Below are 21734 nucleotides of genomic sequence, written 5' to 3' on the forward strand. Positions count from 1 at the left end.
AATCAAGGGACAAGAATTCCCTGTGGGGCGGGCTCGTTCCAAAACGCCCGTGAAATTCACTCCGTTTTTGAAATGGGCGATTGGCGGCCATTTACTCGTAGCTCCTCTCTTTGCCAGCACCGTCACGTGGAATGGTTCCGGCGGAGACAATAATTGGTCCACCACTGTAAACTGGGGTGGAGTTGCTCCCGTCAATGGCGATGCGCTCGTATTCAGCGGAGCGTCCAGACTGGCGAATACCAATGATCTGCTGACCTCTGTGGGCGCGGTGAATTTCACATCTTCCGGCTTCACGATCAGTGGCAATGCCCTGACATTGAATGGCGATGTGACAAATGCCGGAACCAATACCTGGGCGATTAATTCGACTTGGGGAAGCGCCCGCACCATCACGAGTAACTCAGGTTTGCTCACGTTCAGCGGCTCGATCACCAACGGCGGCTTCCTTACCACCGTCGCAGGCGCGGGAAACACCACGATTTCAGGTGGGGTCGGTGGCTCGGGCGGCATACTGAAAACCGGCAGCGGCACTCTGATTCTATCCGGTGTCAACACCTACACCGGCACCACCCGCATCACCGGCGGCACGCTTTCCATCACCTCGGACGCCAATCTAGGCACCGCCGCAGGCCTGGCGACCGCCTCCAGCCTGGTCATCGACAGCGGCATCCTTTCCACCAGCGGCACCTTTACCCTCAATGCCAATCGCGGCATCGCCATCGGCCCGACCAGTGGCCAGGGCGACGGCACCTTCAATGTCACTTCCGGCGAGCTGACCTACGGCGGCATCATCACTAGCAACACCGGCAGCGGCACCGGCAACCTCGTCAAAACCGGCAGCGGCACGCTCACCCTCAACGGCGCGAACACCTACACCGGCAATACCACGATCTCAGCCGGCACGCTCAAGATGGGAAGTCTTCTCTCCATTCCCTCCGGCAGTGGAAAAGGCGACCTCACCGTCAACGGCACCCTCGATCTCAACAATTTCAACGCCTCTATCAACGGCCTCGCCGGCACCGGCACCATTACGAATAGCCAGGCAGGCAGCGTCACATTCACCGTTGGCGGGAACAACAAGGGCGGCACGTTCAACGGCATCCTTCAAAACGGCGCGGGCACGCTCGGCCTGATCAAGACCGGCACCGGAACGATCACCCTCGGCGGAAACAACACCTTTTCCGGCGGAGTGACGATCAATGGAGGCATCGTCCAACTCGCCAACGCCGGGGCGATCAACAGTTCCGCGCCTAACAGCATCACCTTCGGGGCCAATGCGGCTTCCGGCACCAAGCTCCAGTTGAATGGCAACAGCGCCACCGTCAGCAGCCTCGCGACCAACGCCGCTCCCGGCACCGTTGTCGTGGAAAATGCCAATGCCTCCGCCTCCACGCTGACGATCAACCAAGCATCTAACACCATCTTCGCCGGAGTCCTCCAGAACGGCACCGGCGGCGGCGCGCTTTCCCTCACCAAGTCCGGCGCGGGCACTCTCACCCTTTCCGGGACGAACATCTACACCGGCAACACCACCATTTCCGCAGGCACGCTCCAGGCGGGTGCCGCCACCGCCGTTCCCTCCGGCACCGGCACGGGAAATGTCGTAATCAACGGCGGGGCGACCGCCGGGATTTTCGACATCAATGGCTTCGATGTCAGCATCAACGGCCTCGCCGGCACCACCGGAGCCACGCTTGGACGGATCGTCAACAACCGCACCGGCACCACCAAAACGATCACCATCGGCAGCGGCGATGCCACCACCACCTTCGCCGGACTCGTCACTAACAACACCGGCACCGGCGGCACGCTCAACCTCGGGAAAACCGGCACCGGCACTCTCACGCTTTCCAATGCCAACACCTACACCGGCACCACCGCCATCCGCAATGGAACCATCGAGCTCGGCATCGTCAACGCCCTCACCACCTCCACTTCGCTGACCCTCGGGGATGGCACCACCAACACCAGCGGCATCCTCCGCCTGAACGGTTTCGCCCAGACCCTCGGCGGACTCACCACTGCCGGCACCGGCACCGCGAACCGCGTCATCAACGGCTCCGCCACCACCGTCTCGCTCACCTACAACTCTTCCAACAACAGCAGCTTCGGCGGCATCCTCGGCGGGCCTGGCACCAACGAGAATAACTTCAACCTCATCAAAACGGGCACAGGCACGCTGACGCTTTCCGGCACCAATACCTTCTCCGGCACTACCTCGATCAGTCAGGGCGCCCTCGCCGCCGGAAATCTAACCACCGCTCTTGGAAGCGGCGCGTCCGTCATCGTTCTCGGCGATGCCTCCAATACCGGCACCCTTTCCTACACCGGAAACAGCGCCACTTTCACCCGAGGCTTCACCGTCAGCGCGGGCGGCGGACAGATCGACAGCACGGTCTCCGGCCAAACCCTCACCCTCGGCACCACCAACGTCGCCGCCTCCGGCGCGTTCACCCTCGGCGGCGCGGGCAATTCCAGCATCACCAGCAACGTCACCGGCACCGGCAGCCTCAACAAAACCGGCGCGGGAACTCTCACTCTCTCAGGAAACAACACCTACTCCGGTGTTTCTAACATTCGAAACGGCACGGTCATCCTTGCCGTCAACAACACCGGCCTCAACGCCGCCACCACCCTCACTCTGGGCGATGCCACCGCCAATACCAACGGCGTTCTGAAACTTGACGGCTACTCGCAAACCCTTGCCTCCCTCCTCAAGACCGGCAACGGCACCGGCAACCGCGTCGTCGGCGGCAATTCCATTCTCAGCAACCTCACGCTCAACAATGCCGGCAATGTCACCTACGCCGGCATCCTCGGCGGTACCGGCACTAACGAAAACAACCTCGCCCTCACCAAGACTGCAGCGGGAATCCTTACCCTTTCCGGCACCAACACCTACACCGGCGGTACCACGATCTCCGCGGGGACGATCGCCATCAGCGCCTCTAACAATCTCGGCAATGCCTCCGGCGCGCTCAACATCGGGGCAGGAACCCTTCAGATCACCTCGACCTTTTCGTCCGGCCGCACGCTCAACTTAACCGACCCCGCCTCCGCCGTCTCCATCAACACCGGCGTCATCCTCACCGACACCGGTGTCATCTCCGGCACCGGAGCGCTCAATCTAACTGGTCTGGGAAACCTCGTTCTCTCCGGCACCTCCAACGCCTACACCGGCGGCACCAAGATCCAGAACGGCACCCTCACCCTTGGTGCCGCCAACGCCCTGCCCACCGCCACTGTGCTCACCCTCGGCGCTGGAGCCAACGGCGGAAAACTCGTTCTCAACGGCAACTCGCAAACCGTTTCCGGACTCACCACTTCCGGTGGCGGTACCAACAGCGTCGTTAACGGCAAGGTCACTGCCGCCACTTTCACGATCAACAACACCAGCAACTACGCCTACAGTGGCATCCTCGGTGGCATCGGCACCAATGAAAACGCCTTCGCCGTCACCAAGACCGGGAGCGGCATTCTCACCCTTTCCGGAAACAACACCTATGCCGGCGACACTACCATTTCCGACGGCACCCTTCAGATTGGTATCGCTACCACGCTTCCGTCCGGCGTTGGCAAGGGCAACGTCTCCATCGGCACCACCGGCACGCTCGACCTCGCTGCCAACAGCATTTCCATCAACGGCCTCACCGGCACCGGTCTCGTCACCAGCAGCGTCTCCGGGGCGAAAACACTCACGGTCGGAAACAACGACCAGACCAGCACCTTCGGCGGCATCGTCCAGAACGGCACCGGCACCGTTTCTCTAACAAAAGCAGGTTTGGGAATCCTCACCCTCTCCGGTGCCAACACCTACACCGGCACCACCACCGTCACCCTCGGCACAATCAAGATCGGCAATGCCCTCGCCATTCCCACCGGCCTCGGCAAAGGCAATGTCGCCCTCACCGGCTCCCTCGATCTCAACGGCACCAGCATCACCATCAACGGACTCAGTGGTACCGGCGGCATCTCCAGCAACGTCGCGGGTGCGGCCACCATCTCCGTCGGCGACAGCAACCAGACCAGCAGCTACGGCGGCATCATTTCCAACGGCAGCGGCACCCTTGGCCTCACCAAGGTCGGCACCGGCACGCTCACCCTCACCGGCGTCAGCACCTACACCGGAGCCACCCAGATCAAAAACGGCACGCTCACCCTCGGCACCGGAAATGACCGTCTGCCCACCGCCACCACGCTCACCCTCGGCGATGCCTCCACCAACGACAGCGGCATCTTCAGCCTCAACGCCAGGACCCAGAACATCGCCGGACTCCTCACGACCGGCACCGGCACGAACAACCGCGTCATCAACGGCAGCGCCACCGTCGCCACCCTGACAGTCACCAACACCGGCTCCAACAACTACACCGGCATCCTCGGCGGCAGTACTGCCAACGACAACAACTTCATCCTCACCAAGGCCGGTGCGGGCGTCCTCACCCTCAGCGGAAACAACACCTTCACCGGTGGCCTCGTCATCAACACCACCGGCATCGTCCAGGTCGGAAACTCCGGCGCGCTCAACAGCACCGTTCCTAACAGCATCACCTTCGGCTCGGCGGTCGCCGCCGGCACCAAGCTCCAGCTCAACGGTTTCACCATCACCATCGGCGCGCTCAGCACCAATACCACCGCCGGCAGCGCCACCGTTGAAAATGCCAACGCCACCGCCGCAGGCCTCACCGTCAGCCAATCCACCAACACCACCTACGCCGGAGTTATCATCGACGGCACCGGCGGCGCACTTTCCCTCACCAAGACCGGCACGGGAACACTCACGCTTTCCGGCACCAACACCTACACCGGCGGCACCACTCTTTCCCGAGGCATCCTTAGCATTGGATCTGATGCCAATATCGGTTTCGTCCCCGTCTCCGCGAGTGCTGGAAACATCGTTCTCAACGGTGGCACCCTCTCGGCAAACAACAGCTTCACCCTGAGTTCCAACCGGGGAATTGCCCTCGGACCCACCTCCGGCAGTGGCTCCGGCACCATCGACGTCGCCGCCACCCGCACCCTCAGCTACGGCGGAATCATGGCCGACAACGGCTCGGGTTCCGGTTCATTGGTGAAGAGCGGCACCGGCATCCTCACCCTCTCCTCCACAGCCAGCACCTACACCGGCGGCACCAGCGTCGCCAGCGGCCTGCTCAATGTCACCGCCACCACCGGCACTCCTCTCGGAGCCAATACTCTGGGAAACAACATCGACGTTGTGGCCGGTGCCAATCTCTCTCTCAGCGCCACCGCCAACAAAGGTCTTGTCCAGACCATCACCGTCAACAGCACTTCTGGCGCGAAGGGTGGCATCGGCTTCTCTAACATCGCCCTCACCCAGGCCCAGTTGTCCGGCATGTTCACCGACAACACCGGCAGCGATGGCGGCGTGCTTTCCATCAACAACGGCATCACCTACGCCACCGCGCTCAATCTCTCCACCTTCGGCAGTGGTGCCTCCCTCGGCACCTGGTTCCTCGGCAGCGCCAGCACCGGCACCTACTCGCCAGTCACCCTAACCGTCGGCGCGGGCAATCTCTATCGCCTCGGTGGCGGAAACGGAGCGCTCACCCTTTCCACGGCAAATGTCCTCACCGGCTCCAACAGCGTCCAGGTCGGCTTCGCAGGCACCAACGGCACCGGCACCGTCACGCTTTCCAATTCACAAAACTACACCGGCATCACCTCGGTCCTCGGCGGCACCCTTTCCATCGGTGCCGACAATCGTCTCGGAGCCGTCCCCGGCAGCCCCACCGCGGGAAACATCGTGCTCAACGGCGGCGCGCTTTCCTCCAGCGCGACCTTCACCCTCAGCGCGAATCGCGGCATCGCCGTCGGACCCGCGTCCGGCAGTGGCACCGGTACCCTCGATGTCGCCTCCGGCACCCTGACTTACGCCGGCATCATCGCCAACAACGGCTCCGGCACCGGAGCTCTCACCAAGACAGGCACCGGCACTCTCGTCCTCAGCGGGAACAGCAGCACCTACACCGGCCCCACCAATCTCAACGCCGGTATCACCAGCTTCACCGGCATCAACGACCTCGGCTTGGGCACTGCCATCAGCTTCGCTGGTGGCACCCTCCTGTGGGCCTCCGGAAATGCCGCAGACATCACCACCCGCGCCGTCACGACTGCCAACGCCACCGTCGCCACCCTCGATATCGGAGCCAATAACGTCGCCTTCGGCAACAGCGCCATCACCGGCAGCGGCGCCATCATCAAGGCCGGTAGCGGAAACCTCACCCTCAACGTCGCCAACACCTACACCGGTGCCACCACCTTCTCCGCGGGCACCGTCACCCTCGGCATCAACGGCGCGCTTCCTTCCGCCTCCGTCCTCACGATCAACTCGTCCACGCTCAATCTCAACGGACTCGACACCACCGTTGCCAACCTCACCGGAAACGCCAGCGGCCGCATCAACAATGACGCCGTCGGCACCAACAAAACCCTCACGGTCAGCAGCGTCGGCAACAGCACCTACTCCGGCATCATCGCCGACAACAGCGGTACCGGTGGCACCATCGCCCTCGCGAAAACCGGTACCAGCACACTCACTCTAGCAGGGACTAACGCCTACACCGGCGGCACCACCATTTCCGCAGGCACGCTCTCCATCACCTCCGATGCCAATCTTGGTGCCACCAGTGGAAGCCTCGTCATCACCGGCGGAGCCACACTGCTCCCCACCGGCACCTTCACGTTGAATGCCAGCCGCCCCGTCTCCATCGGACCCAGCGGGGCCACCGCCGCCACCATCGCCCTTCCGAACGGCTCCAACCTCACCTATAACGGCGTCATTTCCAACAGCGGCAGCGCTACCGGCGGACTGATCAAAAGCAATTCCGGAAACAACGCCACCAACACCCTCACCCTCGGCGGCGCGAACACCTACGCGGGCGACACCACCATCTCCGGCGGCACCCTCCAGCTCGCCAACGCCGCCGCCATTCCATTCGGCACAGGGAAGGGCAACGTCGCCATCAACACCTCCGCCACCAGCGTCGCCACCCTCGATCTCTTTGGAAAGGTTGTCACCATCAATGGCCTCAGCGGCAACGGCGGCATCACCAACAGCTCCGCCACCGCCGCCTCCCTCACCGTCGGGGCCAACGACCAGACCAGCACCTACTCCGGCATCATCAGCAATGGCGGCAGCACGGTCAGCCTCGGGAAAACCGGCACCGGCACCCTCACGCTTTCCGGCATCAGCACCTACTCCGGCACCACCACCATTTCCGGCGGCACCCTCTCTATCAGTGCGGATGGAAACATCGGCGCGGCCCCCGGTTCCACCACCCCCGGCAGCCTCGTCATCAACGGCGGCATCCTCTCCACCACCTCCAACCTCACGTTGGGCTCCACCCGCGGTATTGCCGTCGGTCCCTCCGGCGGCAGCGGCTTCGGCACCCTGGCTCCCGCCACCGGCATCACGCTCACCTACAACGGCATCATCGCCAACAACGGCAGCGGCACCGGCGGCCTCACCAAGTCCAACACCACCGGCACCCTCGTCCTCGGCGGAGCCAACACCTACTCCGGAGACACCACCATCTCCGGCGGCACGCTCCAGTTGGGAAATGTCGCCGCCATTCCCTCAGGCAGTGGAAAGGGCAACCTCACCCTCGCCAGCGGCAGCTCGCTCGATCTCAACAACCTCAGCCCGACCGTCAACGGCCTCACCGGCGGCGGCACCGTCACTAACAGCCTCACAAGTGCCGTCACTTTCGCCGCCGGCGGAAACAACGCCACCAGCAGCTTCAGCGGCATCATTCAGGACGGCAACGGTACCACCTCCTTCACCAAGACCGGCACTGGAACGCTCACCCTCGGTGGCCTCAACACCTACTCCGGAAACACCACCGTCTCCGGCGGAACCCTCCAACTCGGCATCGCCTCCGCCCTCCCGTCCGGTCTTGGAAAGGGCAACCTCGCCCTCACCGGCAACCTCGATCTCAACGGATTCGCCACCACCGTCAACGGCCTCGTCGGAACCGGCACCGTCACCAACAGCTCCGCCACCGCCGCCATTCTAACTGCCGGAGCCAACGACCAGTCCTCCACCTTCTCCGGAAATTTCCAGAACGGCACCGGCACCGTCGGTTTCACCAAGACCGGTACCGGCACGCTCACCCTCTCCGGAAACAACACCCACTCCGGAGCCACCACCATCTCCACCGGCACCCTCTCTGTCGGCAGCACCACCGCGCTTTCCGCCAACAGCACTGTCACCATCGCCGCCGCCGGTTTCCTCGATGTCAACGGCTACGACGTCACCATCGACGGACTCCTCGGCACCGGCACCCTCAACAACAACGGAGCCTCACCCTCTACCCTCAACGCCGGTGCCGGTGGAGCCTCCACCCAGTTCGATGGCGTCATTGCCGATGGCACCAACACCATCGCCCTCACCAAGAGCGGCGCGGGTACCCTCACTCTAACCGGCGTCAACACCTACTCCGGCACCACCACCATCGCCAACGGCACCGTCAGCGTCGCCAACCCCGGCGCCGGCGGAAACCTCGGCACCGCCAGCAGCGCCATCATCCTCGGTGATTTATCGAACAAGGGCATCCTCTCCTACACCGGAAACGCCGACCTCGCCTTCACCCGTGGCTTCACCGTCAACAACGGCGGCGGGGAAATCGACATCACCTCCAGCGGGAGAATGCTAACACTCCAGACCGGCGGCATCGTCACCACCGGCACCTTCACCGTCGGCGGCGCGGGAAATGCCTTGGTCAGCAGCGTCATCTCCGGCAGCGGCGGCTTCACCAAGTCGAACACCGGCACCATGCTCCTCTCCTCGGTGAACACCTACACCGGCGACACCACTCTAACGGCAGGCACCCTCCAGGTCACCAACGCCGCCGCCATTCCCTCCGGCACGGGAAAAGGCAACGTCGCAGTCAACGGCAGTTCCGTCCTCGACGTCAACAACCTCAGCCTCACCCTCAACGGCCTCTCCGGCAGCGGCACCGTCACCAACAGCCAGGGCGCGCCGGTCCTTCTAACTGTCGGCGACAACAACGCCACCTCCGCCTTCACCGGTGTCGTCCAGGACGGCGCGGGCACCACCTCACTCACCAAGACCGGCACCGGCACCCTCACCTTGGGCGGGGCCAACACCTACTCCGGCGACACCGCCATTTCCTCCGGAACGATCAAGATCGCCAACGCCGCCGCCCTCGCCTCCGGCACCTACAAGGGCAACATCTCCATCGCCGCCCCGGGCACGCTCGATCTCAACGACTACGACATGACCCTCAACGGTCTCACCGGCGCGGGTCTCGTTACCAACAACGCCGGAGCTTCCATCCTCTCACTCGGCGCGAACGACCAGACCTCCACCTTCATCGGAAATATCCAGGACGGCCTCGGCACCATCGGCTTTACCAAGACCGGCACCGGAAATCTAACTCTCTCAGGAAACAACACCTTTACCGGGGCCTCCACCATTTCCGCCGGTTCTGTCACCATTGGCAGTGCCACCGCCCTTTCCCCCGGCAGCACCCTCACCATCGGCAGCGCGGGCACCCTCGATCTCAACGGCCGCGTCATTGCCATCGACGGTCTCGCCGGAACCGGATCCCTAACGAACAATGGAGCGGCCGATGTCACCCTCACCACCGGTTCCAGCGGCGGCTCCGGTACCTTCGGCGGCACGCTCAATGACGGCATTTCCAAAATCGCCCTCGTCAAAACCGGTGCGGGCACCGTCGCCCTCACCAACTTCAACAGCTACTCCGGCGGCACCACCGTCACCGGCGGCACCCTGGCCATCACGGCCGACAACGTCCTCGGCTTCCTTCCTTTGGCAAACACTCCCGGCAACATCGTCCTCAACGGCGGCGCGCTCTCCGCAGTGAACACCTTCGCCCTCGATCCGAAACGCGGCATCGTCATCGGCCCCGCGGGCGTCGGCGCATCCGGCACCGGCAGGCTCGATGTCGCGCTGAACCAGACCCTTACCTACGGCGGCGTCATCACCGACAACGGTTCCGGAACCGGCAGTCTCGTCAAATCAGGCTCCGGCACGCTCACGCTAACAAACGTGAACACCTATTCCGGCGACACGCTGATTTCCTCCGGCACCCTCCAGATTGGCAATACTCTGGCGATGGCATCCGGAGCCGGTCACGGCAACCTCACCGTCGATGGCACCCTGGATCTGAACAATTTCAGCATCGTTACCAACGGCCTCTCGGGCACCGGAACGGTCTCCAATACCAAGACCGGAAGCGTGGGTCTAACTGCCGGGGCCAACGACCAGACCAGCACCTTCGCCGGCACCCTCCAGAACGGCAACGGCACCGTGGCCCTCACGAAAACAGGCACCGGAATCCTGACTCTCTCGGGTAATAACAGCTACACAGGTGGCACAACGAATTCCCTCGGCACACTCGCCCTTGCCAGCCCGGGCGCACTCGGCTCCACCGGCACCATTTCCATGAACGGAGGCACGCTTCAGTTCTCCGCCGCCAACACCGTGGACTACAGCCCCCGCATCGTCATGGAGGATGGGAAAACCGCCACCTTCGACACAAATGGCCAGAATGTGACCTTCGGCTCCACCCTCGCGCTCGGAGCCGCCGGAACCGGCTCGCTGGTCAAGCAAGGCCTCGGCACTCTCACCATCACTGGCAGCAGCACCTACACCGGCAGCACCACCGTCTCGACCGGCACGCTCTTTGTGAATGGCACCATTGGAAACACGGCCGTCAGCGTTGCCGCCGGAGCCACTCTTGGCGGAGCCGGAAACATTGGCGGCAACGTGACGGTCACCGGGACTCTAACGCCTGGGGAAGACGCGGAGATCGGCAATCTCGGACTCAACAGTCTCGATCTCGTCAACAGCATGCTCATCCAGTGGGACGGCACTTCCAATTTCATCGACCATGTCGATGTCACCAACCTGCTTTCGCTCCAAAGCGGCTCCAGCCTCACCTTCTCCAGCCTGGGTGGGACACTCACCCAGTCCGCCTACGTTTTCGCCACCTACGGCAGCCTGAGCGCTGGCAACAATCTCTTCGGCACAATCAACAATCTCCCGGCGGACTATCACATCGAATACAACTACGGTCCCGGCATGAACCAGATCGCCCTGGTCATCCCCGAGCCGCGCACCGCACTGCTAGGTGTCATCGGTGTGATGTGCATTCTGAAACGGAGAAGGAGCGTCAGTGGGTGGTAAACCGGTCTGATGCCTCGCCGGCGGGAGTCATGGTCGTGTCACCTTCAATCTCAGGAAACGTGACGAAGCCGCAGCAGTGGTCTGAGGGTCGATCACGGTGGTGAGAAAACTCGCCGCCGACCCTCCCGGATAAGGCACCGTGGCGCTCGACCAGATCTCGTTTTCTTGTGCGAGATCATTGCTTGCCAGCACGAAATAGGTGATGTCGGTGGCATCCTTCAGCCGTGGAAATGTCAGGGTCAGGTGTCCGCTCGCAATTGCGCTTGTCCAGATCGATGCGTTGGAGGCGGTCGGGTAGCTGCCCGTCGCGTATTCCAGCAGGTTTGAAAAACCGTCGGAATCGGGGTCGGCGGCATCGGCAGCGACACCGGAACCGTCACCCGTGCCGAAGTAGGATGAGCGCCAGCTTTCCAGCGGGCCTGAGGTGCCGCTAACAGGAACAAGCGTGAATCTGTCCGGAACGATCCAATAGTTGGACGCGGCCGCGTTTTTTCCGGTCACAGTGAATCTCAGATACTTCGTGCCGGACGTGGCGAAGGTCACACGCACCGTGGCGAGGTCGGTGTAAACCAGCGATGCGTTGTAAAAGTCCACAGTGCCTCCGAGGTTCGTGAATGTTCCGTTGGCGGTATCACTGACGGACAATTGCGCGATTCCACGGCTCGGTCCTTTTTTCACGAGTGTTGTCAGATCGTAGGTGCCTGCCGCGACGTCGGGCAAAGCCAGGGTGATCGATTGGCCGATGGCCGTCGCATCCAGGGACACCGCGCCGCCGCCACTCGCGGTGGCTTCCGCAAAAGTGTGATAGGGGCCGGTGAAGGTCGAGTCGAGGTTCTCGGCCTCATAGACTCCGCTGTTCACGGTAAGGGTCAGCTTGTCCAGCACCACTCCGGGATCGATCATCCAGACTTTAAGCGTTTGCAGGCCGGGTGTCGCGATCGAGTGGTTTGACGAGCCCAAGGCGGTGGCGCGCAGAACGTTGACGTTCCACGCGGTGGAGTATTCGTCCGCGTTGATGTCCACAATCTTTGGAGTGTCGCCATTCAACGAGATGGCATAACGGCAACCGGCATGATCCGAGGTGATCTTGTGAGTCGGCAAACAGGCCGTCTGCACCACTGTCGCGCCGGAACTGAAAGTATAAAACTGATAGGTCAGCGAGGGCGTGTTGTTGGAAATGGCCGCCGGATCGATGCTCGCTGCGGTGGCCGGTTGGATCGTCATGCCGTCGCGCGACGCCGTTGCCCGTTCCGCTTTGCGCCATCCCGTTCCATTGGCGGCATCCTGTTTGGAAGTGAAATTCTCGGCCTCGATCGTGACAACGCCGTTGTTCTCCACCGCTGGCGGGAGCGTCGCGGGATCGAGCGAAAGCGGATAGAACGCCTTGATGCTCACGGTGCGGGTCGTGTTCGCTCCTTGAATCGTCACGGTGCCAGGAATGGCATGGCCGCGCGGCGCTTTCGTCCAATCGATGCCGACCGCGATCCGCGCGTCCGCGGTTCCGCCGGTCTGGCTGAGGGTGATCCACGATGCGCTGCTTTGCGCCGTCCACGACATGGCCGCGGAACCCGTATTGAAGACATCGACGAAGTAGTTTTTGTTAGCGACGGGATTGAATGTCGGCAATACGCCGGGGATGCCGGTAGCGAGCACGGCGGCCGAACCTTCGACGGCCACGCCCAGACCGGCAGCGGCGGGCACGGAGTAACTGCCGACAGCAGGCATGAGATAAGGTGCGGACGCTTCCTGAGTGGTCGTTCGTGTCATCATTCTGTCCCATTTCCCGCTGACATTGATTTGATTGTAAAACGTCGATTCGGTTTGAATGGCAGTGTCCGCCGTCTGGGCAGCGGTCGCGGGGATGGACGTCGCCGCGCGACCCTGTGCCGCCCACAACCGGCTACGCTCCGCCAGAAGAATTTTCCGGTTCAATTGATTGGAACCCCTAACGGGATAAAGCACCGTTTCATAAAATGCCGCTTTGAGTTCCGATGGCAGTTGCGCATACAACGCATCGGCAGAAGCCGTTAGCGCCGCGAATTCGTCGAGCCGCTGCTGGGCCTCGTCGCCATTGCCGGTGAAATCGAAGCCGCTGGTGGTGCGGTCGAGATGCTCCGGACGAACGACGATGTTCAGCCGGTAATATTCATCCATGATCGTCGCGATGGCTTCGGCATTCGCCGCACCAAAAGTCCGCGCGGCCCATTGGGTGAGATATTCGTGCTGATTGAAGTTGCGGAACGCTTCCGGATTCCGTGCCAGACGCAGGAAGAACTCCATGCCGATTTCTCCGGGCTTGATGTCGCCGATATTCACCAGCCACATTTTTCTGGCGTCATAATCCCACGCCTTGGTCATTTCCGAGCAGGTCATCGCAGGCGGAGTGGTGCACAACCAAAGGAAACTCTTCGGCGATCCCCAATAGGACAAGTGATAGTAAACTCCCGAGCCGCCGCCGCGTGCGCGCTCGGCGGCATTGGAAAGCTGCCGGATGTAACCGTGATTGTCATCCGGCCAGACCAAAGTCACATCGTCCGGAAGCTGCAACCCCGCCTGATATTGAACCAGCGCTTCCTTGTAGGGGACGAATACCTGTGGCACCAGCGCGGGATTCGGGTTCACATGGTTTGCGATCATCTGGCGTTGATCCGGGATGATCGAATTCTGCAGCATGTCTTTCTTCTGCACGGTGGTTGTCCCGGCCGGAGAGATCATGCCGTCATCCGTCAGTCCCCGCATGCCGACCGTATAGATGTTTTCATAACCTGAGGTTTCCGCCACGCGCTGGTCCCAGAAGTTGTAAACGTTCGTCCGGTTGGTCCAGTAGTTGTAGGCCCCGAGGGTGTTGGGATCATACTCTGAGGTGTTGCGTAGCATCGGCTCATGGTGCGAGGTGCCAATGACGATGGCATAGTTGTCGGCCACCACCTTGTTCTGTGGAAACAGATAGAACGCCTTGGTGGCTTCGTGCATGGCCGGCCAGCAGTAGTTCGAATGGAGACGCAGCAGCAACTCGAACACTCTGGCGTAGGTGTTAGGTCCGACGCTGCCGTTGGCGGGTTCGAAGGTTTTCGTGGACCAGGGAAGCAGTCCCCAATCCTCGTCGTTCAGGAAGATGCCGCGATACTTCACGCCCGGTGACGGCTCGGTGCGAGTTCCGCCGCCCACATACAACGCCGTCTTCTGCGGCGCCGGAACATCGCCCCACCAATACCACGGCGATACGCCCATGGCTTCGGAAAGGCCGAAGACTCCATAAGCCGTACCGCGCCGATCGCTTCCGGCGATGATCAATGCCTGGCTCACACCGGCGACGGGATTCACCACCACGGCCGCCGTGTAGGCCTCCCATTTTCCCTGGATCGCGCTGACATCAATCTTTCCCGAAGCTACCAAGCTATCGATCAATGCGCTGCTGCCCACGGTCCCGACAAACACCGCGTTTCCTGCCGCAGGTGAGCCGGTGGAAACGGTTGGAAGCAATCCGGTCACCCGCTGGATGTCATCGCGCAAGGCGTTGGCGGCGATGCCCACCACCGCCGCATCACCGGAGCTATAGTAGATGGGAGCTGTCTGCCCGCCTGCGGCGAGAGGAAACGAACCGGTGGCGCTCGTTTCAGTGACAGGCAGAAAGGAAGCGGGGATATAGGACGTCGAAATGACCGGCAGGATTGTTAGCAAAACCGTCGCCGAAGCATTGCGGTTTTCGGTATCGGTGACGTTTGCAATCAGATTCTTGCTGCCCGGAGTCGCTGTCGGGGTCGCATTGAAGGAGAATGTGTTGTCGCCCGCAGCCGCATCGCCGTGGGTGCCGTCGTCGTATAGGGTTTGGGATGATGAACCACCGATCGGAGTCAGATCCGCGGTGACCGCGATGCCGGTGCTGGTTGGCAGAGTGCCGGGTGTAATGGTGACTGTTAGCAGGACGGGCTGGCTGCCGGTAATGCTGGCGGGGCTGACAGATCCAACAGCGGAAAGCGGCGACCCTCCGCGGTGGAGTTTCACTTGGGTGGGGGTGGCGACAATCCGGAAGTCGGTCGCGTTGGCCGGCGGCGTGCCAACCCAGGTTACGGCCGGATTGGGACCGCCCGAGATGCTGGCGGCGGTCACCAGCACATAGTCGGCGTTGATCGGTAGATTTGCCGTGCCGTTCAAAGCGTGGAGCCGGAATGTCGTGTTGTTGAGTGCCAACGCTCCGCCCACGTTCACCGTGTCATTTCCAGAACTGCCGGAGGTACTGACGTCCATGTTGAACGATGCGCCGGAAGCCATGGTCATGCCGTGGTTGAAGGTCAGCGTGCCCGCGGTTCCATCGGTGGCGGGATAGATTTTGGAAGTCGGAGCCACGGTCAGTGCTCCATTCACCGTGCCGCTGCCAAGGAGGCACTGGTTGGCTGCCAAGGTCGGGGTGGGTTGCGCGGAAACATCGAAGGTGGCTCCGGTTGATACGCTGATGTTAGGCGAGGACAACGTGCCACCCCCGCTCAATGCCAACGTTCCTGATTGGATCGTTGTATTTCCGGAGTGAAGGTTCGAACCTGATAAGGTGAGTATGCCATTGCCGGATTTGGTCAACGCTCCGGAACCTAATAGAATTCCGGAATAAGTAGTGCTGGCCTGGTTGCCGCCCACATTCAAAGTGACGGCGTTTCCCGCCGTATCGGTCAGTAACTGGTTCGATGCGCCGGAAAGCGCGCCGATGTTGAAAGCGCCGGTGTTGGCTGCGGAAGTGAACGAGATTCCATTGGCCTCCGAACCCAGATTGAGCGTCGCATTCTGCAGGGCGTTCAGGTGGTTGAGTTGCAACAAACGGTTCGTGGTGCTGGCGACGAATCCATTGCCCGGTGTCGCCACGGTAATCGTGCCACTGTAGGAATTGGCCGCGCTGAGTTTCACGACACCCGTATTGGCTCCGCTGTTAGTGGTGCCGGCAATCGTCAGTCCGGCCGATCCACTGATCGATGCGCTGACATTGAGTGTCTCGAAACTCGCGCTGGAGTTGGATGCCGCACCAAGTGCGCCCAAATACGAGGCGGAGTTTACGGCAATGCCACCTGCCAGAGTGACGACATGGTTGTCGCCGTTGGTATTTGCAAAATCGGCCGTGCCGCCATTGAGAACGAGATTGTTCACGGTAATGACCGCGGTCGTTCCGGTGTTTTTAAAAAGGAAGCGCCCGCCGGTATCGATACTCAGCGAGTTCCCCGCGAAGCTCGGGCTCGTCGCATCGGCCGGGGTGCGCAGGATAAAGGCACCGGTGAAATAACTGTTGCCTCCCGCGGGGGGCGCTCCTCCTGTCCAGCCGGTGCCGCTGTTGAAACCCGACGTGCTTGTCGCGTTGCTGGCATTCATGACAATGTTGGCCGCCCCGGCATGCTGGGCGACAAAGCTGATAGTCATGGCGGCGATAAGAAGCGCGGCATGTCCGAACTTTGTGTTAGTGAATCCTTTTGAAGTCATTTGATAAAGGAAGGCATGAATATGCCGGCCGCCGCGGAGAAACCCAAGACCCGCGACGACCGGCAATTTTTCCATGGAAGAATCATGCAGCTGTCTGCGGCCGGGCATGGACCCGAACGCATGACATTGCCGCTTATTTCACCGCTTGCAAACGACCGAAGAGTTTCCCTCCCCCCGTGACGCTCCGTGGAATGGTGACCACCACGGTATCGATATCCGCGGTCGGCGAATCCTCGGTGACATCCACTGCCGGCAGCGCATCAACCGCGCCGACCGTTGCGAAGTCGTTCCACGTCGCCAGATCGGCGGACCATTGAACCTTCAGCACCACATCGGCTTCGGATAGATCGCTGCGCTTGAAGGTGAGGATCAGATCGGTGGCGGTCAGGGTTTGGCTCGGCAGGATCGATGGATTGCCAGCGCCGGCTCCGATAGGGATGCCACCGAGAACGTATTCGAGGACGTTGCTGACGCCGTCGCCATCCGGGTCATTCAGAGCGCCGTCGTTCACTCCAGCGGTGAAGGCGAAGCTGGATTTCCAGCTGTCGTAGCCGACTACTTCGGGTCCTACGCGGATCTTGCCGGTGCCGGTGATGAAGCCCGGGTCGGTGGTGGCGCTGTAGGTGCCGTTAGCTTTCACCACGCCGTTGATGGTGAGGGATCCGACTTGGTCGACGCCGCTGTAAGGAAGATCCAGGACACCAGCGGCTCCGATCACCAGAGGTGCCGCATCGGCGAGAACCGCATGTGTGATTCTCAAGGTTCCGGCGTTTACGGTGGTGGCTTTGGTGTAGTTGTTGAGCCCGCTGAAAATTAGCAGGCCGGTGCCTTCCTTGGTGCGTCCGCTCGCTCCGCCCAGGACTCCGGAAAACTCGGTCTGTGGATTGTCGACGGTCAGAGTCTTGTCGGTGCCATTGGCGGGAGGAGTGGAGGTGAAGGTCAGATTGCCCGTGCCGGCAAAGCTGGAACTGGCCGAGAAATTGATCGGGTTGATGATCGTCCTCGCCGTGCTGTCGGTTGACTGGATCGTGCCGCCTCCGAAGTCCAGGGTGCCCGTGCCTGCTGCTGCGTTGTTGCCGATCGACAGAGTTCCGGAGGAAACAAGGGTGGTTCCAGTGTAGCTGTTGGAGTCGGGCAGGGTGAGTTTGCCACCACCTTGGATTTTCAAACTCAAGGCACCGCTGATTTCGCCGGAAAAGGTGGAGTCACCTCCGCCGACGGCAAGGGTCTTGAGCGCGCCGCTGTTGGTCACCGTTCCCGCGCTGGAACCGCCGTCTGAAAGGCTGGTGACTGTCTGATCGAAACCTGCGAGGTCATAGGTTCCGCCGTTTACCGTCAGGTCGGTGGTGGTGCGGAGGGCGTTGTTGATGCCGTTTTTGAGCAAGCCCGCCGTGACGGTGGTGGTGCCGAAGTAAGTGTTTGCCGCGGTGAGGGTTTGCGTGCCGGGGCCGCTCTTCACCAAGCTGCCATTGCCGCTGATCACGCCGCCATAGCTGAACGAGCCCACACGATTGTAAACGAGCGTGCCTTCATTCGCGATGTTAGGAGTGCTTGCGATGCTGCCGTCGGTGATGCCATCACCAAATTGCAGCGTTCCCGCGTAGATTGTGGTGGCTCCGGTGAAGGTGTTCACGTTCGTGATCGTCAGTGTGCCCGAGCCGTCCTTGACCAGGGGGCCGGAACCCGCGATGCCGAACGCGCCGCCCAAGGTATATCCCGCGTCGGTGTTGAAGGTCGTGCTCGCGGGAGTGACATTGGCCGCGGAGATGACGACGTTTTTGGTGCCAATGGCCGAGTCGTCAAACAGCACGACGTCGGTTTCGAGGTAATTCGTCGGGGTGTTGGCCGCGACGAGTTTCCAGTTGCTGTTAGCGCCGGTGGAGCCGACCACCCAGTTGCCATTGTCGCGTCCGGTCCATTTCGGCACGTCGGCGGTGACGTTGAGCTTCAGGACATTGTTGGCGATGTCGTTGACCAGAGTTCCATTGCTGCGGGGGCCGAGAGCAAAGGTGCCGGCCAGAGCGGTTCCGGAGAACGAGGTATATCCGATCAAGGGATGAGTGCCGGCGGAGAGAAAGTTGCCATTGGCCATGGTCACGTTGACGCTGCCGTTGGCCGTGAAGGCGCCAGTGTTCAGAAGGGCTGATCCTCCTGTCGTATCGAGACCATTGAAATCGAATGCCAGGGTGGTTGGACCACTCGTGCCGAGGGTGATGCCTGTCGTTGTCGCGTATGCATCCGGCGTGGCGACCTTGACGCCCATACCCGCGCCGTCCGCTACCGTTAGATTGCCGATGGACTGGTAGGAATTCGTGAGGACGAGCGTGCCCGCGTTGACGTTGGTGGCACCGGTGTATGAATTCACGCCGGCGAGGGTCAGGGTTCCAGCTCCGGACTTGGTCAAAGCCCCGGCACCTGATAGAATGCCGGAGTATGTGGTGGAGGCACCGCTGCCGCCGACGTTGAGGGTGATCACGCCACCGATCGTGTCCGTCAGGGATTGGTTGGCGGTTCCGGCCAGGGCACCGACGTTGAATGCTCCCGAATTGACTCCGGAAGCGAACGAAAGGCCGTTAGCCGTCGTGGTGTTGAGGGTAAGGGTGGCATTCGCAAGCGCGTCGAGGTGGTTCAACTGCAGGAGGCGGTCGGTCGCGCTAGCGATGTTGGCTGGTTGAGCGACCGTGATGTTTCCGGTAAATGGATTGGCGGCGCTCAGTTTCACGACTCCGGTGTTCCCACTGCTGTTGGCCGTGCCCGCCACCGTCAATCCGGCGGAACCGGAGATCGGGGCGGCAACGTTGAGCGTTTCGAAGTTGACATTGTTGTCGGCAGCGGCACCAAGGGCGCCAATGCTGGAGGCGGCGATCACGTTGATCGCGCCCTGCACGTTCATCACCGCGGTGTCGCTGCCGGTCTGGGCTTGATAGAGCAAGCCACCGTTCAGGATGAGGTTGCTGATGGTGATGGTCTGGGTGGTGCTGCCTCCAGCTCCCTTGCCGATCATTCCGCCCACGGGATCAATGGTCAATGAGGCGCCGGCAAAGGTGAATGACCCTGACGTGGATGGCGTCCGCAAACCAAACGCTCCGGTGAAATAGTTGTTCAGCGCGCTCGGAGGAGACGCGTCGGACCAACGCAGGTCGGTATTGAAAGACGTGCCTCCGAACGGGTCAGTGGCGGTTAGGGAAACATTCTGAGCGGCTGGAGTCGTCACCTGGATAAATCCCGTGCCGGTAATCGCGGCGGTCTGGTTGGGGGCTGCCGAGCCAACGGCTCCGTAAACCCCATCGGGCTGCGCGGTATTGTTGATCACCAGCTTGCCGACGACATCGGTGGATGAGTGCGAAAGGTTCAAGATCGCAGTGCTGGCGATCGATACCGTTGCGGTGTCTTTCAAATAGGGAAAGGCAAGGCTCAGGGTCCCGGCGTTGACTGTGGTCGGGCCGGTGTAGGTGTTGTTGCCGGAAAGGGTCAGCGTGCCGCTGCCTGATTTGGTCACGGACCCGGAGCCCGAGAGAATCCCCGAGTAAGTGGTGGTGGCATTGTTCGAACCCAGATTCACCTTCACCGGAACACTGGCGGTATCGGTCAGGGTCTGGTTGGAGGTGCCCGAAAGCGCCCCGATCGTGTAGGTGCCGTTATTGACTCCGTTCGCGAACGACAGGCCGTTGGGCACCGATGTCAGATTGAGCGTCGCACTCTGCAGGGCGTTCAGATTGTTGAGCTGCAGCAGGCGGTTCACCGCGCTGGCGACGAATCCATTGCCCGGCGTGGCGACGGTGATCGTGCCGCTGTAGGTATTGGCGGAATTGAGCCTCACCACCCCGCTGTTCGCGCCGGCGTTGATGGATCCGGCCACCGTCAAATTCGCAGAGCCGCTGATGGTCGAGGCAATGTTGAGGCTCTCGAAGCTGGCGCTGCCGTTGACCCCGGCCCCGAGGGCGCCGATCCCCGAGTTGGCGTTGACCGCGATGGTCCCGGTCACCGTCAGGGCGGAGGTGTCGCTGTTGCTGCCGCCTTGGAACATGTTTCCGCCATTCAGGATGAGAACCGGGACCGAGATGGTGGCGGACACGGAGTTGCCGAACACGTTGTTGCCAGTTTTCCCAAGGACCGTGCCACCCGACTCGACGGACAACTGGTCGCCGACAAAGGAGTAGGTGTTTCCCGACGCGGTGGCCGCGGGAGTCCGCACACCGATTCCACTTCCGATGGAGTAATTGTTGCCAGCTACCGCCGCGACACCGGTCCCGGTCCCAACCGTCGTGACCCAACCGGCGGCGGCCCCTGTCAAAGGACTGGTCAAACTTGAAGTGGTGGCGGCGTCGCTTGCCTTGAGCACTAAATTCGCCGCCGATGCGGACTGCGCTGCGAAGCTGATGGTGATGAGGGAGGCGAGGAGCGTGGTGCGTCCGAGGGCTTTATGAGCAAATACTTTGGGTTTCATCAGGAGATAGTGGGTTGTTCTGGATCGGGGACGGGAGACCGCCCTCTAAATTGAAAGACGAGTTTCTCGGGCAGAACCCGACACGCCATTTTCGGAGATTTGGAAATCTCTCCTTTGAAAGACGTGGCGGGACACATCGACAGAGTCCGGTGGACCCAAGAGATGGGTGGAGCGGACCCAAGGCGATGGTGCACTGCACTCAATGTGGGGGGCGCAGGATCCGAGGCATTGGTGGACTGGGTCCAAGGAGGACTGTCACCACCCGCCACCGTCTCCAGTTTCAGTCACGGAAGCCGACATCCAGCTAACGACCCAAAAAGAAGCTAAGCCAAATCGAAATCCTTCGACCTGGCGAGTCGTCTCAGCACGTTTAACGGGAAAATTTTTTTGCCATTGGTGTTAGGAATCAGCTTCCGGGAATCCCGCCTCGATGATTTCCTGTCTCCCGCGACCCGGAAAGCCCGGTTTCAATCACCCGCGATCCGGCCCCCGGCCATCCGGTCCCACGCGTCCGGCGGACAGCTCGTTGCGCAGCCGGAAGTTCTCGAACCATTCCAGCACCAGCAGAAATCCAGCACGTTCCCGGGCCGACAAGCCCCGGAACTCCGCCAGATCCTTCCTCCAGCACCA

3 protein-coding genes are annotated in these 21734 nt (G+C 61.6%); 1 reads left to right on the forward strand and 2 read right to left on the reverse strand.

From position 1 onward, the window contains the following. The first annotated feature begins 49 nt into the window (after positions 1–49). On the forward strand, positions 50–11197 hold the full coding sequence (locus ABIQ96_RS19190) for an autotransporter-associated beta strand repeat-containing protein (RefSeq protein ID WP_348216251.1): 11148 nt from the start codon (positions 50–52) through the stop codon (positions 11195–11197). Between the two features lie 27 nt (positions 11198–11224). Here ABIQ96_RS19190 and ABIQ96_RS19195 read toward each other — a convergent pair whose 3' ends face one another. Together ABIQ96_RS19195 and ABIQ96_RS19200 are read right to left on the reverse strand one after the other, a co-directional pair. Continuing rightward, positions 11225–16597, reverse strand: coding sequence for a glycosyl hydrolase 115 family protein (locus ABIQ96_RS19195; protein WP_348216252.1), 5373 nt, complete (start codon positions 16595–16597; stop codon positions 11225–11227). A gap of 193 nt (positions 16598–16790) precedes the next feature. After that, entirely contained in the window at positions 16791–21104 is a 4314-nt protein-coding gene (locus ABIQ96_RS19200) for an autotransporter-associated beta strand repeat-containing protein (protein WP_348216253.1), read from the reverse strand. Positions 21105–21734 lie beyond the last annotated feature (630 nt).

The sequence above is a fragment of the Luteolibacter sp. genome (assembly GCF_039920825.1).
Taxonomy (GTDB): Bacteria; Verrucomicrobiota; Verrucomicrobiia; order Verrucomicrobiales; family Akkermansiaceae; genus Luteolibacter.